Raw genomic sequence first — 13,767 nt, 5'->3', positions numbered from 1 at the left:
GGCTTAACCTTTCTCCGTCTCCAGCCATTCGAGCAGGGTGGCGAGACAATCCCGCGCAAGAAGCTTGCACCGCTCGGGTGACCAGCCCTGTTCAGGCTCGGGGAAATCGGCCAGATCCTTGTACGGCATTTCCAGCGTCATTGCGCGCGCCGTAGCGCTCCGCCACGAGATTTGTGCTGATGGCGAGGTTGGCTTTGCCAGCCGGCGCCTTGGGATAGCCGAGTTTCGTCTGGAAATCGGGCGTGCGCCGATCGAGGATGCGCTGGTAGCGGTAGAATTGTTCGCCAAGCTCATCGGTCCAGCTGGGAATGCCTTCGAACCCGGCGAGGAATACTGCCGGGATCGCTTCGTCACCGTGGACATCCATCGCGAAGTCGACGCCGGTTTCGTCCATCCTGTTGCGGATCGCCAGCACTTCGGGCGATTTGTCGGCGCTTGGATCGGACCATTCGCGGTTGAGATTGGTGCCTGCCGCATTGGTCCGCAGGTGACCGCGCCGCGAGCCGTCGGGATTGCAGTTCGGCACGATGTGCAGCCGGCAATGCTTGCGCAGTCCGCGCGCCACGGGATCGGAAGGGTCGGTGAGGCACTCCAGAGCGCCTTCCATCCACCATTCCGCCTGTGTCTCGCCCGGATGCTGGCGAGCATAAAGCCATACCTGCGTTCCGCCTTCGCCCATCTCGAGAAGGTCGAGCGGCTGGCCGTCCAGCGTCTGGGTCAAACGCGTCAGCTCCACCCCTTCGCAGGCAGCAGCCTCCGCAACGAGATCGTGATGACGTTCCATCGAATAGGGCGCGAAATAGGCGAACCATGCGGTGTTCGATGCCGGTGTATAGCGAATGGTCAGCTCGCCGTTCGCTTCCGTCTTGTCGAATGAGCTTGCCGCGCGCGCCCAATATTCGCGGTCTTCCGACACGCAGGCATCGTAATCGGGCCAGCCGCCGGGATAGGCGCTGTCATTGAGGCCAGTAATCTTGAGCTCGAATTCCTCGCCAGCAGTCCCGGTCACCCGAAAGTGAAACCACTGTGCAAATTCGGAATTGTGGTCCTTGCGGATCGCCAGCTTCGCGCTGTTGTCTTCAATGCCGAGAGTTTCGATATTCCCGCTGTCAAAAGCGGAGTCGATGAAGATGGAGGTCATGGGGTCCTTTCGATTTCATCGACCGTTACTTGCACCGTTTCGCCATTGCCACCCGGAAAATCGCGGAACAGCGCCGCCACAAGCGTCCGGGCGCTCGCACCCACTTCGGAATAGGGCGAATTGACCGATGTCGGAAGCTGGGACCGGCCTTCCCACAAGGTTTCCCCGCCGGCGGCGGTGATCCGCACCGACAGCTCGCTTACAAGCTGCGCGCTGCTGTTCCCGCCGCCGAGATTGATGCCGACGCCAAGGCCGACGCCGCTGCCGTAGGATCCGGTCGATGCGCCACCTCCGACTGTAACGGGACTGCGGCGTCCGGCGCGCTCGATTGGATTGCGCGAGGTACGGATCGCAGCGATCTGCGCGCCGTCGCCTTCTTGCATAACGAGCGAGTAGCCAAGCTGCTGCAGTTCACCCGCGACCGCATCGGCAAAGGCGCTGCGTGCCGCATCATTGGACATCTCGTCCGGGAAGATGAGCGTGATCTGGCCTTCGCCAAGGCCAACCGGATTGTCGGCAACGAACCGAGTCACTTCGACCGGGCCGGTATAGGTGCTCGCACAAGCCGGGAGCGCAAGACATGCAAGGGCGGCAAGGGCAGTGCGGGGGAAGCTGAGAGGCCGGGTCATGATGCAATCCTTATGAGACGTCCAGAATGAGCGCATTTTCAATTACAAAACGTCTCGCTATGCACACAGGTTCCACACCGCAAATGCGTCTACACCGTTAAAAGGGTTACCATGACCAGCTATCCAAAGCCCTCGGTCCTCGTCACAGGCGGCGCCGGATATATCGGTAGCCATGCGGTGCTCGCCTTGAAGGACGCTGGCTGGGATGTCGCGGTAATCGACAATCTGAGCACCGGCTTCCGCTTTGCCGTGCCCGATGATGTCCCGATCTACGAAGGCGATATCGAGGATTCCGGCCTGTTACTGCGCATTTTTGCCGAGCAGCGCACCGGCGCGGTAATGCACTTTGCAGGGTCGATCGTGGTCCCCGAAAGCGTAGAGGACCCGCTCAAATACTATCACAACAACACGGTGAAGAGCCGCGCACTGATCGAAGCGGCGGTGAAAGCCGGTATCCCGCATTTCATCTTCTCCTCGACCGCAGCGACCTATGGCATGCCCGAGAGGTCGCCAGTTACTGAGGAGACCCCGCGCGAGCCGATCAACCCCTATGGCTGGTCGAAGCTCATGACCGAGCAAATGCTCAAGGATACGGCGGCTGCGCATCCGTTGAATTATTGCGCGCTGCGGTATTTCAATGTCGCAGGGGCCGATCCGCGCGCGCGCAGCGGGCAGTCTACTGCCGGGGCCACGCATCTCATAAAGGTCGCGGTCGAGGCAGCTTTGGGAAAGCGCGCATCCGTGGGCGTGTACGGGACCGATTACGACACGCCGGACGGCACCGGCGTGCGCGATTACATCCACGTTAGTGATCTCGCCGCAGCGCATGTGCTGGCGCTGGAGGCCCTGATCGAACAGCCGCAGCGATCCTTGACGATGAATTGCGGTTATGGGCGGGGTTTCTCGGTGCTCGAAGTGCTCGATGCAGTGGACCGTGTCACCAATATGAAGATTGAGCGCACGATCGAGGGGCGTCGGGCCGGCGATGCCGCATCGCTCGTGTCAGACCCCTCGCGCATTCGGGCGACGCTGCCGTGGGAGCCGCAATTTGCCGACCTCGACACGATCATCGCTCATGCGCTCGCATGGGAGCGCAAACTCACCGAAATCCGCGAAGGCGATTGACTTTGTTCGATTCGCCGCTTAGGCGCGCGGCTTGATTTTCCGGCATCGGAGCCCATCTCCGGTGCCTGTTTTATTTTCGGGAAGATATCATGAAAGTCCGCAACAGCCTCAAGTCGCTGAAGAACCGCCACCGCGATTGCCGCGTCATTCGCCGCCGCGGTCGCACCTATGTCATCAACAAGACCAATCGCCGTTTCAAAGCCCGCCAGGGTTGATAACAGGCAGATCGGTACCGGTTGCCCGATGGGGTGACCGCGCGAACGCAGCGGCCCGCCTCCGACAGGAGTGCGGGCCGCAGCCGTTTGAGGAAAAGGAAAACGGGGTGAGAAAAAGCGACAAGGCGGTCATTTTCGATGTGGGCCGCGTGCTGTTTCACTGGCAATTGCGCAGCCTGTTCGAAAAACTGATCGAGGACGAGAGCGAGCTCGACTGGTTCCTGTCCAACGTCATTACCGAGGAATGGCATTTCCAGCATGACAAGGGGGTATCGCTTGGTGAGATGCTGCCTGCGCGCATCGCCCGATATCCCGACCACGCCCTGCTGATCGCCGCCTATGCGGCCCGCTTCAACGAAACCGCCGCCGATCCGGTCGAGGGCGTGCATCCGCTGGTTCGCCGCCTGCATGGACGCGGCGTGCCGCTACTTTGCCTGACTAATTTCGGGGTCGAGCTGTTCAGGCAGTTTCGCGCAGTAAATCCGATCTTCGATCTGTTTCAGGACATCATCGTGTCGGGGGCGGAAAAGATCGCAAAGCCTGATCCGCGCATTTACGAGATAACCGAAAGGCGCGCCGGTCTGCCGGGCGATGCCCTGTTCTTCACTGATGATAATCCGGCCAATGTCGAGGCAGCGCGCGCGCGCGGCTGGGACGCGCATGTGTTCACCGATGCCGCCTCTCTCGAAGCGCAGCTTACAGCCTCGGGATTTCTTTAGCTGAAAAAATCCCCCGGAGCAGCTATTGGGGAGCGCTGCGCCGGGGGTTTTCAGGGGCGTCCGAAGTGGAGAGTATCCGGACGGTTCATACGCGGGGGATCGACCGCGTCGGGGGTCAGATGTTTGACGGCTCAGTTGCCGTTGCACTTCGCCAGTTTGTCTTCGGTCATTTCCTTGCCCTTGGCGGTGAAGCTGATGATCTCACCAAATTCGCGCGCGAGGCCGCGGCAGATGCGAAGCGGGCGCGACGGGCCCTTGTTCGCGATGCAGGTCGTGTCCTTGCACGCCCAGGCAACGCCGCCAGCGACCGGGCGGTTGTCATCGACCGGCAGGGCCAGTTTGGCGGTGTAGTACGGGGCGGATTGCGCCGCGGCGGGTGCCGGGGCGATCGCGGTCCCGAAAGTCAGACCAGTGTAGGCAAGGGCCAGCACGAAGATCGAAAGACGGCTGGAGCGGGGGAGGGAGAGGGTCATCGTCGTTATCCTTCAATTGGCAGTCTTGAGTTGCGCTCGTTTATGCGAAACAGTTTCAGATCGAAACCAGTTGCGAATCACTACCTATGTGATTAGGTTGCAGGTTGCAACTAAAAACTGAAATTTTCTTCCGAGCTGTTTGCGTTGCCAATCGAAGGCGATTTTGCGATTGCCAAAATTCGCGCTAGATAGGTTGCAACAAGAGGACTGATATGGGCGATATAAGAGAACCACTGCGCGAATTGATCGAATGCGGATTGCCGCAAGCGCTTGAGGTGATGGGCGAACGCTGGTCGTTCATGATTCTGCGAGCGAGCTTCAACGGGCTCAAGCATTTCGAGGAATTTCTCAGCGAACTCGGGATCGCACGCAATATTCTCTCCAACCGGCTCGCAAAGCTGGTCGAACACGGCATCCTGAAACGCGAACCTTGCGCCGACGATCGCCGGAAGATCGAGTATCGGCTGACCGAAAAGGGTTTCGACCTGCTGCCAGCCATGCTTGCGCTGCGCCAGTGGGGGCAGAAATACGGCACTGAAATGACCGAGAACCCGGTCCTCGTCGATGAGCGCGACCGCCTGCCGATCGGGCCGGTGTCGATTCTCGCCCATGATGGCAGGATTCTGTCGCACCAGGATCTCTGGCTGGTGAAACGAGAGGATCTCGGCAAACGCGCCGACGGGTCGCTCGCTGATGCCGCCAGCGCGCTTGGCAAAGGCGACATCGTCGATATCGAAGCGGCCAAGAAAGCCGCCGCTGGCTAAGCCACCCGGCCCGCCCCGCACGCCTGATGGCAGGTATATTGTTGTCCGGGGGCGCCTGTGGCGCGCGAGCAATCCGGGTCTGTCCGAAGAACGCAGGCAGAACCTCGTCAACCAGCTGATGGACGCGCGCCGCGCGGTGGCGGCGGCCAAGCGCGCAGACGACGCTGCTGCAGAACAGGCGGCGCGGACGCAGGTGCAGGCGGCCAAGGTCGCTCTGGGCGAGCGCGGTCCGGTATGGTGGAGTGACGGCGCCTCCGATCAGAATCGCACACTCGTGCATAACTCGACCTACGCAGACTGGTGGCAGGCGCGCGAAGGCGCTAGCCCGGAGTGACCTTCTGACGAGCGGCAATGGGACTGACCGGGCGATGGACACGGGCGTAAGCACCGATCTCGAAGACATTCTGCGCACGACGTTCGGCTTCAGCGGATTTCGCGGTACGTCAGGAAGAAGTCGTGTCCCGAGTAATGCGCGGCGAGCATACGTGCGCACTGATGCCGACAGGCGCAGGCAAGTCGCTATGTTATCAGCTGCCCGCAATGGCTCGTCCCGGAACCGCGATTGTCATCTCTCCGCTCATCGCGCTGATGCACGACCAGATTCGCGCCGCCGCCGCTGTCGGGATCAACGCCGCCTCGATGACGTCAGCCGACCATGATAACGCGGCCACGGCCCAGCACCTGCGCGACGGCAATCTCGACCTGCTCTATGTAGCACCTGAGCGCGCCAACACCGGATCGTTCAGGGCGCTGCTCGATCAAGCCGACATATCGCTTTTCGCAATTGACGAAGCGCATTGCGTTTCGGAGTGGGGGCACGATTTCCGGCCCGACTACCGCCAGCTCAGGCCCCTGCTCGACCAGTTTGCCCATGTCCCACGGCTCGCGCTGACCGCGACCGCCGACGAGACGACCCGGCGGGACATATTGCTCCAGCTCGGTATTCCCGGCGATGGCTTAATCGTTGCAGGCTTCGACCGGCCCAATATCCGGTATGCCATTACGCCGCGCGCCAATGGCGCGAAGCAGATCGCGGAGTTCATCAGCCGCAATCCCGGCGCGGGGATCGTCTACGCCAACAGCCGCAAGGCGACCGAGGACCTTGCCGCGCGCATCGCCGCAACGGGCCGGGCTGTCGGAGCGTATCACGCAGGCCTGCCTCCAGAGCGGCGCGCGGCGGTGCAGGCCGAATTCGTGAGCGCTGACGATATGGTAATGGTCGCCACTATTGCGTTCGGGATGGGCATCGACAAGCCGGACGTGCGCTTTGTCGTCCATGCCGGGCTACCCAAATCGCTGGAGGCTTACTATCAGGAAACCGGCCGTGCGGGCCGCGACGGCGACCCTGCTCAGGCGCAGCTGTTCTGGAGCGCGAACGATTTTTCCAAGGCGCGCCAGTGGCTCGGCGATGTCGAACAGGACCGACTGGCGGGCGAACGCGCGCGGCTAAATGCGCTCGCCGCGCTCGTCGAGGCGGCGGGGTGTCGGCGCGCCATCCTGCTGAGGCATTTCGGCGAGGAGCCTCCCGCGACCTGCGGCAATTGCGACAATTGCGAAAACCCGCCCAGCGTCATCGATGTGACGGAGACAGCGCGCAAGCTGCTGAGCGCGGTCTATCGCACCGGGCAAAGCTTTGGCATCGGCCATATCGAAAAGGTCTTGCTGGGGCGCGACGATGACCGAGTCAGCCAGCGCGGGCATGACCGACTGTCAGTGTTCGGCATCCTCGGCGATGACGAGGCGGCGCTGCTTCGCCCTGTCATGCGGCATCTCATGGCGCATGACATGCTGACGACCACCGAGCATGGCGGGCTGGCTCTCGGCGAAATGGCGCTGCCTGTCCTGCGCGGGGAGCGGGCGGTCATGATCGGTGAACCGCCAAAGAAGCAGCGCAGAGCGCGCAACGGAAGATCAGCGCAGGAGGCCAACCCGGTCGGCGATCCGCTGTTCGATGCCTTGCGGGAAAAGCGCAAGTCCCTCGCCAGTGCCAACGGTATTCCGGCCTATATCATCTTCCACGACAGCGTGCTGCGCGCAATGGCAAGCGAGCGGCCCGCGACCATCCGCGCAATGGGAGAGATCCAGGGCATCGGCGCGAAAAAGCTGGACACATATGGCGAGGATTTCTGCGGGGTGATCCGGGAATTCGTGGAGGCTTGATCGGCGGCTTTGGTCACCTGCGACTGATGTAGTCGATCCTGATCCGCACCCACGATCCGACTTGCGATCGCCCGCCGATGGTCGCGGGCCGAACCCGGAACTGCCACGCTGCGGCGAGCACAGCACGTCCGATCTGCGATCCTTGCGGCGATTCTCCGATCAATTCACAGTCCTCGACATAAAAATCCGGCACCGTGCGGCATGCGATCAACGCCGAGCTCGGTCCCGACGCGGTTGAGAGGTAGCCGGCCAGCTCGCCATCTGTTGGCTCGCGATACCAGCGCGCCGCAAAGAGTGGCTCGCCATTCGGGGCACGGCCCACGCGCTGGCTGTCAAAGCTGCTGGCCGATCCGGTGTCGGGCGGTCCGTAAGCCCTTTCGGGAGGAACTGGGCTCGGAGCGGGCTGCGAAGGTTGGGGCGGGGCCGGCATCGGGATCGGCAAGGTCACTGGCGGCGTCTCGACCGTCAGAGGGGAGGGCTGGTTAGGCGATGGCGGCGTTTGCAAGGTCGGCTGATCCGGCGAGACGGGCGCGGGCTCTGGTTCGCTCGGAGGCGAGGCTTCCTCGGTGGCAGGGCCCGGCGGATCGCTCGGTTCGATAGCTGTGAAAGTGGTCACAGTCTCCTCGGCATCCGGTTCGCCAATGATGCCGCTTCCAAGGGTAAACAATAACAGGATGAAAAGCGTCTCGATCACGAGCGCTGCGGCAAGTCCAAATGCGCGGCGATCGAGGTTCCTGTCGCGCAGCTTCCCGATCAGGCCAAGGCGTGGCGCGTTTTCAGGCGCTTCTGAGGGGAGAGATGATGCCATGTAATCCGGTGAATCGACCTAACAGGTCACACCATTGTCGCTAGCACGCTTCGACATTGCGCTGCGATTAACTTCGTGGGCGCTTTAGCTACGCCCCACCATCTGGCGGTAACTCAGCGCCTCGGCAATATGCACCCGTCCGACCGTTTCGACGCCCGCCAGATCGGCGATTGTCCGGGCGATGCGCAACATCCGTGTGTAGCTGCGCGCGGACAGGCGCATCTTTTCGGCGGCCTGCATCAGCAGGTGTTTGCCAGCGTCGTCCGGCGCAGCGAAGCGCTCCAGCTTTTCGCCCTCGAGCTCGGCATTCGAGCGCGCGCCCCGCGTCGCCTGAAGCGAGCGCGCGGCTGACACGCGGCCCGCGACCTGCTCGCTCCCCTCGGCTGGCGGCGGCAGGCCGAGATCCATCGCGCTGACGACCGCGACTTCGACATGGAGGTCGATCCGGTCGAGCAGCGGTCCTGAAAGCCGCGCCTGGTATTCGCTCGCGCAGCGCGGTCCGCGCGCGCAGGTGTGGCCCGGCTCGCCCGCATGCCCGCAGCGGCACGGATTCATCGCCGCGATCAGCTGGACGCGAGCGGGGAAAGTCACATGCGCATTGGCCCGCGCGACATCGACCTGCCCGGTTTCAAGCGGTTGTCTCAGGGAATCCAGCACCGAGCGCTGAAACTCTGGCAGTTCATCGAGGAACAGCGCGCCGAGATGTGCAAGGCTGACCTCGCCCGGTCGCACTTTCAGGCCTCCTCCGGTGAGCGCGGCCATGCTTGCTGAGTGGTGCGGCGCGCGGAAGGGACGGGCGCGACTGATGCGGCCTGCATCGAGCATCCCGGCAACCGATTGCACCATCGACACCTCCAGCGCTTCGGAGGGCGTGAGCTCGGGCAGGATTCCCGGCAGGCAGCTCGCGAGCAGGCTCTTGCCCGATCCGGGCGGCCCCATCATCAACAGGTTGTGACCTCCGGCAGCAGCGATTTCGAGTGCGCGCTTGGCGGTTTCCTGTCCTTTGACCTGTTTGAGGTTGGTCACCGGCGGCGCCTCGGCAACATCGCCGCGCGCTGGCTCTTCCAGCACCTGCGTTCCCTTGAGATGACCGAGCAGTGCGGCGAGGTCGTGCGGGGCGAGCACCGGCGCGCCGCTTGCCCATTTGGCCTCGGAACCTTGTTCGGCGGGACAGATCAGTCCGGCCTCGGCCTCGCTTGCGTGAAGCGCGGCGATAAGGACGCCGGGGCTGGCGACTATCCTGCCATCCAGTGAAAGCTCGCCGACCGCGATCCAGTCGCCGAGCTGCTCGGCATCGGTCACGCCCATCGCCGCCAGCAGAGCCAGCGCGATCGGAAGGTCGTAATGCGAGCCGTCCTTGGGCAGGTCGGCAGGCGAGAGATTGATCGTGATCCGTTTTGGCGGGAGCGCAGAGTCCCATCGCAGATAGCGCCGCCTGAACGCGTTCACGGCTTTCGCTCACTGCCTTGTCAGGCAGGCCGACGATGGAAAAGCGCGGCAGGCCGGATGCGACCTGGCATTGCACCTCCACCTGGCGCGCATCGAGGCCGAGATAGGCCACAGTCCTCACCAGCGCTACCACTTCGTATCCCCGCCCGATTTGCAACCCATAAGCGCCGGATATTGCAGGGTTAAGAGAGGGTTGTCGAGCGAATAGGCACAATCTCTAAAGGTTTTTGCAAGCATAAAGCTTCGCAAAAAATCAAGCGCCCCGGACCTATTCGTCGGAGCGTGAAATTATTCGCCGCCTTGATCGCATTCTTGCAGATACTGGTCCTGCCAGCCGCCGCGCAGGCGCAGGGCTATTACGGTTCGCGCACCGTTTCGACCACGAGCTGGACCGAGGAATGGGACCCGGAGAGCGAAAGCTGGGTACGGATTGAAGATGACGATGCGGCCCAGGTCACGGTCGTCACCACGATCACCACCCATGTTGTAAATGCTGAAGTGATCTCGCAAACGCGGGAAACTGTAGCCGGCGCTCAGGCTCCGCACCGCGCAGCGCGCTATGCCGCGCCCGTGCCCCGGAGAGCGCGCGGCAGAGCTCTTGCGCAGTACGGCCCGTTTCGCGTGATCGGCACGAAGCGTGCGCAGCTTACCGGATCGACCGGAAGCCAAACGCCTGCACAGTTCGATGCAATGCTGCGCGACTTTCCCGAGCTCGAAGTGCTGGAAATGGTCGAGGCACCTGGCACCAGCAATGATATCGCCAATCTCGAGGTAGGTCGCCGAATTCGCGCCGCCGGACTTCGCACCCATGTCCCCGATGGTGGTTCGGTGCGGTCGGGCGCGGTGGAATTGTTCCTCGCCGGGAAGCGGTCGACAATGGCGGCGGGCGCCCAGTTTGCAGTGCATTCGTGGCTCGACAATCACGGGCGCGAGCCGGATGATTTCTCCGCTGACGCGCCCGAGCACCGCCTCTATCTCGACTATTATATCGAAATGGGCATGAGCGAAGAGGCCGCGCGCGACTTTTACGCCATGACCAATTCCGTGCCGCACGCCGAGGCGCTGTGGCTACGCGCGCGGGACATGAAAAAGTGGCTCGTCCGCTCCGAGCGTGCATCCGGGGAGTTGGCGCATGTCGAATTTCTCGAGGCAGGTTCGGATCGGCAGCCTGTGGACCTTGCGCTATTGCCTATGGAGCCGGTGGCTTTGCCGACCGTTCTTGGGCAGGCGGCCCCAGCTATCGTATATGGTGAAATGATGCGGACGGTGCCTGCTCGCACCGCCCTTTCCTTGCCCGATGCATCTTGACTCGGGCCGCGCTATCCCATAGTGGCGCGCGCCTGACCGGCTGCCTTTTTCGGTGGCCGCTTTTTTTATTGATGAGCCGCCAGCGACCGATTGTCGCCCGTGTGGCCCACAGAACCAGTTTATCGAGGACGATATGAAGCGGACTTTTCAGCCTAGCAATCTCGTGCGTGCCCGTCGGCACGGTTTCTTTGCGCGCAAGTCGACCACTGGTGGTCGCAAAGTGCTCCGTGCGCGCCGCAAACGCGGTCGCAAGAAACTCTGCGCTTAACTTTATGGCGCACCCCATCCGGGGTGCGATATCCTCGCTCATGCGGCCTTGCGGTCGCATCGCTGCGGGCGGGCAGTCGCCCTTTGCGGGCTCCCTTGTCGGGAGCCCGTTCGCATTCCCGGTCAATGGCTTGGAATGGTCGCGAGCCGCACGCGAAGTCGATGCCTTGTGCGCGGACGGCCAGAGGCTACCTGCACGGCGTTCGAGGGCGCAAAACAAAAAGACTCGGGAAGCCGCACCGTTTCCAATAAAACCAACCCAATGATCCCAATTCTCACCAAGCGCGCGGACTTCATTGCTGCCAATAAGGGCCTGCGCAATGCGCGCGCTGGTTTTGTGCTCTTGACCCGTCCCAATGGCGGGTTGGGGATGCGTTACGGGATCACCGTGACCAAAAAGATTGGCAATGCGGTTGTGCGCAACCGGATGAAGCGGCGCTTTCGCGAACTGCTGCGGGCGGCGTTGCCGGACGGAGGTCTGCCTGACCACGATCATGTCCTGATCGGGCGATCGGGCGGGGTCGAGCGCGATTTTGAGACTATGGCGCAGGAACTGGACCGCGCTCTTGAACGCGCGCGTGAAGGAAAATCCGACCCGGGCCGGGGCCGCAGACCGCGCAGGGGTAACAAAGGCGGGCGCGTCAGATGAAATATCTCCTGATAGCCTTGGCTCGCGCATGGCAGCTTGGCCCATCGCTCATCCTGCCGCCGACATGTCGATATTCGCCATCATGCAGCCAATACGCGATCGAGGCTTTGCGCAAATATGGCGCTCTCAAGGGTGGATGGCTGGCGCTAAAGCGGCTAGGGCGCTGCCATCCATGGGGCGGGCATGGACACGATCCAGTGCCGTGACCGCACCGTAGCATTCTGCACTGTAGTATCTATATAACACAGCAATCGACGACTTAACGGGATCTCACCTTGGACAATCAGCGCAATCTACTGCTCGCTGTCGCACTTTCCGGCCTGCTTATCCTGGGCTGGGATTTTGCGATGCGGACCTTTTATCCGGAGGCGTCCATTTCGGCGCCTACCGAAGCGGTCGAGCCTGCGGCACAGACCAGCGCAGGCGGCGCGCCGGGAACCACGACGGTTGCTGCCGACCTGCCCGAAGGCGCCGCTCCGCCGAGCGGGCCAATTGATCTGTCCGCCGCCTTGGCCGATCCGAACCGCGTTGTGATCGAGACGCCGAAACTGGCCGGTTCGATCAACCTGCAAGGCGCGCGGATCGACGATATCGTGCTGAAGGATTACCGCCAGAGCGTCGATGCGGATAGCGGCCCGGTTCGCCTGTTCGCGCCTGAGCGGACCGACAACCAGTATTTCGCCGAGTTTGGTTTCGTGGTCGGCGGCGAGCGCGTTTCTTCGAGCGAACTGTGGGAGGCCGACGGTGAGCGTCTGACCCCGCAAACTCCCGTCACCCTGACGCGTGAAGATGCAGGCGGCAGCACCTACCGCATCGCGCTGGCGATCGATGAGAATTACATGATCACGGCTGAACAGTCGGTCGAGAATGCGTCCGGCAATGCCGCAATCATCCAGCCGTTCGCGCTGATCAAGCGCGATACGCGCAACGCCTCTCCCGACGAGTTTATCGTTCATTCCGGCCCTGTCGGCGTATTCGGCGGTACGCTGCACGACCCCAACAGCTATGAAGAGCTGGCGGAGATCGGGCGCGACACCCCTGATGGCGCAGCATCCTGGCTTGGCTTTACCGACCGGTATTGGCACTCCGCACTCATTCCAGGGGACGGCGACGTCGACACCGCAGGCTTCCGGTCGCTCGGCAGCGACCTGTTTCGAAGCGACCTGATTTACAACGCTCAAACCGTCCCGGCTGGCGGAACGCTGACCCAGACGACCCAGCTGTTTGCCGGCGCGAAGAACAGTGTGATCCTCGACCAGTATGAGGACACCGGCATTACCTATTTCGGCAAGGCGATCTCGTGGGGCTGGTTCGAATGGTTTGAAAAGCCGCTGCTATGGCTGCTGCGCACCCTCAACGAACTGGTCGGCAATTTCGGCGTCGCGATCATCCTGCTTACGGTGGTCGTGCGCGCGCTGATGTTCCCGATCGCGCAAAAGGGTTTTGCCTCGATGGCCTCTATGAAGGCGATCCAGCCGAAGATGAAAGCCGTCCAGGAACGCTACAAGGACGACAAGCAAAAACAGCAGCAGGAGATCATGAAGCTTTACAAGGAGGAGAAGGTCAATCCGGTTGCCGGGTGCCTTCCGATGCTGCTTCAGATCCCGATCTTTTTCGCGCTCTACAAGGTGCTGATCCTGTCGATCGAGATGCGGCATGAACCGTTCATCGATTTCTGGATCAAGGACCTGTCCGCGCCCGATCCGTGGACGATCCTCAATCTTTTCGGCCTGCTTCCATTCGAAGTGCCCGGCTTCCTCGGCATTGGCGTGCTGGCAGTGCTGCTGGGTGTGACGATGTGGCTCACATTCAAATTGAACCCGTCGGCGATGGACCCGATGCAGCAGCAGATATTCAACTTCATGCCGTGGATTCTGATGTTCGTAATGGCGCCGTTTGCAGCTGGATTGCTACTCTACTGGGTCACCTCGAACATCCTGACACTGGCGCAGCAGAGCTATCTTTATTCCAAGCATCCGCAGCTGAAAGCGCAGGCGGAAAAGGACAAGGCCGAGCAAGCGAAGAAGAAAGCCAAGGAAGAAAAGAGCAAAGCGTGAGCG

At 62.0% G+C, this 13,767-nt stretch carries 13 protein-coding genes and 3 pseudogenes; 11 read left to right on the top strand and 5 right to left on the bottom strand.

What is annotated here, in order from left to right:
• Positions 1 to 3 precede the first annotated feature (3 nt).
• Both AC0L39_RS14875 and AC0L39_RS14870 read right to left on the bottom strand, forming a co-directional pair.
• Positions 4 to 1,141, bottom strand: a pseudogene (locus AC0L39_RS14875) (M14 family metallopeptidase).
• Entirely contained in the window at positions 1,138 to 1,770 is a 633-nt protein-coding gene (locus tag AC0L39_RS14870; RefSeq protein ID WP_473259036.1) for a DUF4136 domain-containing protein, read from the bottom strand. Before AC0L39_RS14870 ends, AC0L39_RS14875 begins: the two are co-directional and overlap by 4 nt.
• Positions 1,771 to 1,881: 111 nt before the next feature.
• Here AC0L39_RS14870 and galE point away from each other — a divergent pair, with 111 nt between their 5' ends.
• From galE to AC0L39_RS14855, 3 genes are all read left to right on the top strand, one after another.
• Entirely contained in the window at positions 1,882 to 2,895 is a 1,014-nt protein-coding gene (gene galE, locus AC0L39_RS14865; RefSeq protein WP_473259034.1) for a UDP-glucose 4-epimerase GalE, read from the top strand.
• Positions 2,896 to 2,984: 89 nt separating this feature from the next.
• Positions 2,985 to 3,110 carry a type B 50S ribosomal protein L36 gene (gene ykgO / locus AC0L39_RS14860; RefSeq protein WP_011415100.1) on the top strand — a complete coding sequence of 42 codons (126 nt, stop codon included), beginning with the start codon at positions 2,985 to 2,987 and terminating at the stop codon, positions 3,108 to 3,110.
• A 107-nt stretch (positions 3,111 to 3,217) separates the two neighbouring features.
• Positions 3,218 to 3,829 (top strand): HAD family hydrolase, encoded by a 612-nt coding sequence (locus AC0L39_RS14855; protein WP_473259031.1) that lies wholly within the window; start codon positions 3,218 to 3,220, stop codon positions 3,827 to 3,829.
• 131 nt (positions 3,830 to 3,960) lie between these two features.
• On the opposite strand, the gene AC0L39_RS14850 is transcribed toward AC0L39_RS14855, so the two are convergent.
• On the bottom strand, positions 3,961 to 4,302 hold the full coding sequence (locus tag AC0L39_RS14850; RefSeq protein WP_473259029.1) for a DUF8200 family protein: 342 nt from the start codon (positions 4,300 to 4,302) through the stop codon (positions 3,961 to 3,963).
• A gap of 212 nt (positions 4,303 to 4,514) precedes the next feature.
• Between AC0L39_RS14850 and AC0L39_RS14845 the strand changes: the two genes are divergently transcribed.
• The 3 genes and pseudogenes from AC0L39_RS14845 to recQ all read left to right on the top strand — a co-directional run bounded on the left by AC0L39_RS14845 (position 4,515) and on the right by recQ (position 7,226).
• Positions 4,515 to 5,066 (top strand): winged helix-turn-helix transcriptional regulator, encoded by a 552-nt coding sequence (locus tag AC0L39_RS14845; protein WP_473259027.1) that lies wholly within the window; start codon positions 4,515 to 4,517, stop codon positions 5,064 to 5,066.
• Between the two features lie 118 nt (positions 5,067 to 5,184).
• The gene (locus AC0L39_RS14840; RefSeq protein ID WP_473259025.1) at positions 5,185 to 5,400 is read left to right on the top strand and encodes a hypothetical protein; all 216 of its coding nucleotides are present in this window, start codon (positions 5,185 to 5,187) and stop codon (positions 5,398 to 5,400) included.
• Between the two features lie 34 nt (positions 5,401 to 5,434).
• Positions 5,435 to 7,226: pseudogene (gene recQ / locus AC0L39_RS14835) on the top strand (DNA helicase RecQ).
• Positions 7,227 to 7,239: 13 nt separating this feature from the next.
• On the opposite strand, the gene AC0L39_RS14830 reads toward recQ, so the two are convergent.
• Complete coding sequence (locus tag AC0L39_RS14830; protein ID WP_473259023.1) at positions 7,240 to 8,034, bottom strand: hypothetical protein; 795 nt, start codon at positions 8,032 to 8,034, stop codon at positions 7,240 to 7,242.
• A gap of 84 nt (positions 8,035 to 8,118) precedes the next feature.
• Positions 8,119 to 9,616 (bottom strand): annotated as a pseudogene (locus AC0L39_RS14825) (YifB family Mg chelatase-like AAA ATPase).
• Between the two features lie 149 nt (positions 9,617 to 9,765).
• Between AC0L39_RS14825 and AC0L39_RS14820 the strand changes: the two are divergent.
• The 5 genes from AC0L39_RS14820 (at position 9,766) to yidC (ending at position 13,764) form a co-directional block, all read left to right on the top strand.
• Entirely contained in the window at positions 9,766 to 10,791 is a 1,026-nt protein-coding gene (locus AC0L39_RS14820; RefSeq protein ID WP_473259021.1) for an alpha/beta hydrolase, read from the top strand.
• A 133-nt stretch (positions 10,792 to 10,924) separates the two neighbouring features.
• A complete protein-coding gene (gene rpmH, locus AC0L39_RS14815) occupies positions 10,925 to 11,059 on the top strand; it encodes a 50S ribosomal protein L34 (protein ID WP_473259019.1) in 135 nt (44 codons plus the stop codon).
• 261 nt (positions 11,060 to 11,320) lie between these two features.
• Positions 11,321 to 11,707 (top strand): ribonuclease P protein component, encoded by a 387-nt coding sequence (gene rnpA, locus AC0L39_RS14810; protein WP_473259017.1) that lies wholly within the window; start codon positions 11,321 to 11,323, stop codon positions 11,705 to 11,707.
• Positions 11,704 to 11,913: a membrane protein insertion efficiency factor YidD gene (gene yidD, locus AC0L39_RS14805; protein WP_473259015.1), complete on the top strand. Its 210-nt coding sequence runs from the start codon at positions 11,704 to 11,706 to the stop codon at positions 11,911 to 11,913. Before rnpA ends, yidD begins: the two co-directional genes overlap by 4 nt.
• Positions 11,914 to 11,982: 69 nt before the next feature.
• Complete coding sequence (yidC, locus tag AC0L39_RS14800; RefSeq protein ID WP_473259013.1) at positions 11,983 to 13,764, top strand: membrane protein insertase YidC; 1,782 nt, start codon at positions 11,983 to 11,985, stop codon at positions 13,762 to 13,764.
• Positions 13,765 to 13,767 lie beyond the last annotated feature (3 nt).

Source organism: Erythrobacter sp. K21-9 (assembly GCF_055808355.1).
Note: the sequence above shows the minus strand (reverse complement) of the source record. Positions and strands in the feature narration are given on the sequence as shown.

Bases quoted from the DNA above. Each gene is read 5' to 3' on its own strand.
- AC0L39_RS14870 (WP_473259036.1), bottom strand. From the start codon at position 1,770: ATGACCCGGCCTCTCAGCTTCCCCCGCACTGCCCTTGCCGCCCTTGCA.
- galE (WP_473259034.1), top strand. From the start codon at position 1,882: ATGACCAGCTATCCAAAGCCCTCGGTCCTCGTCACAGGCGGCGCCGGA.
- ykgO (WP_011415100.1), top strand. From the start codon at position 2,985: ATGAAAGTCCGCAACAGCCTCAAGTCGCTGAAGAACCGCCACCGCGAT.
- AC0L39_RS14850 (WP_473259029.1), bottom strand. From the start codon at position 4,302: ATGACCCTCTCCCTCCCCCGCTCCAGCCGTCTTTCGATCTTCGTGCTG.
- AC0L39_RS14845 (WP_473259027.1), top strand. From the start codon at position 4,515: ATGGGCGATATAAGAGAACCACTGCGCGAATTGATCGAATGCGGATTG.
- AC0L39_RS14840 (WP_473259025.1), top strand. From the start codon at position 5,185: ATGGACGCGCGCCGCGCGGTGGCGGCGGCCAAGCGCGCAGACGACGCT.
- AC0L39_RS14830 (WP_473259023.1), bottom strand. From the start codon at position 8,034: ATGGCATCATCTCTCCCCTCAGAAGCGCCTGAAAACGCGCCACGCCTT.
- rpmH (WP_473259019.1), top strand. From the start codon at position 10,925: ATGAAGCGGACTTTTCAGCCTAGCAATCTCGTGCGTGCCCGTCGGCAC.
- rnpA (WP_473259017.1), top strand. From the start codon at position 11,321: ATGATCCCAATTCTCACCAAGCGCGCGGACTTCATTGCTGCCAATAAG.
- yidD (WP_473259015.1), top strand. From the start codon at position 11,704: ATGAAATATCTCCTGATAGCCTTGGCTCGCGCATGGCAGCTTGGCCCA.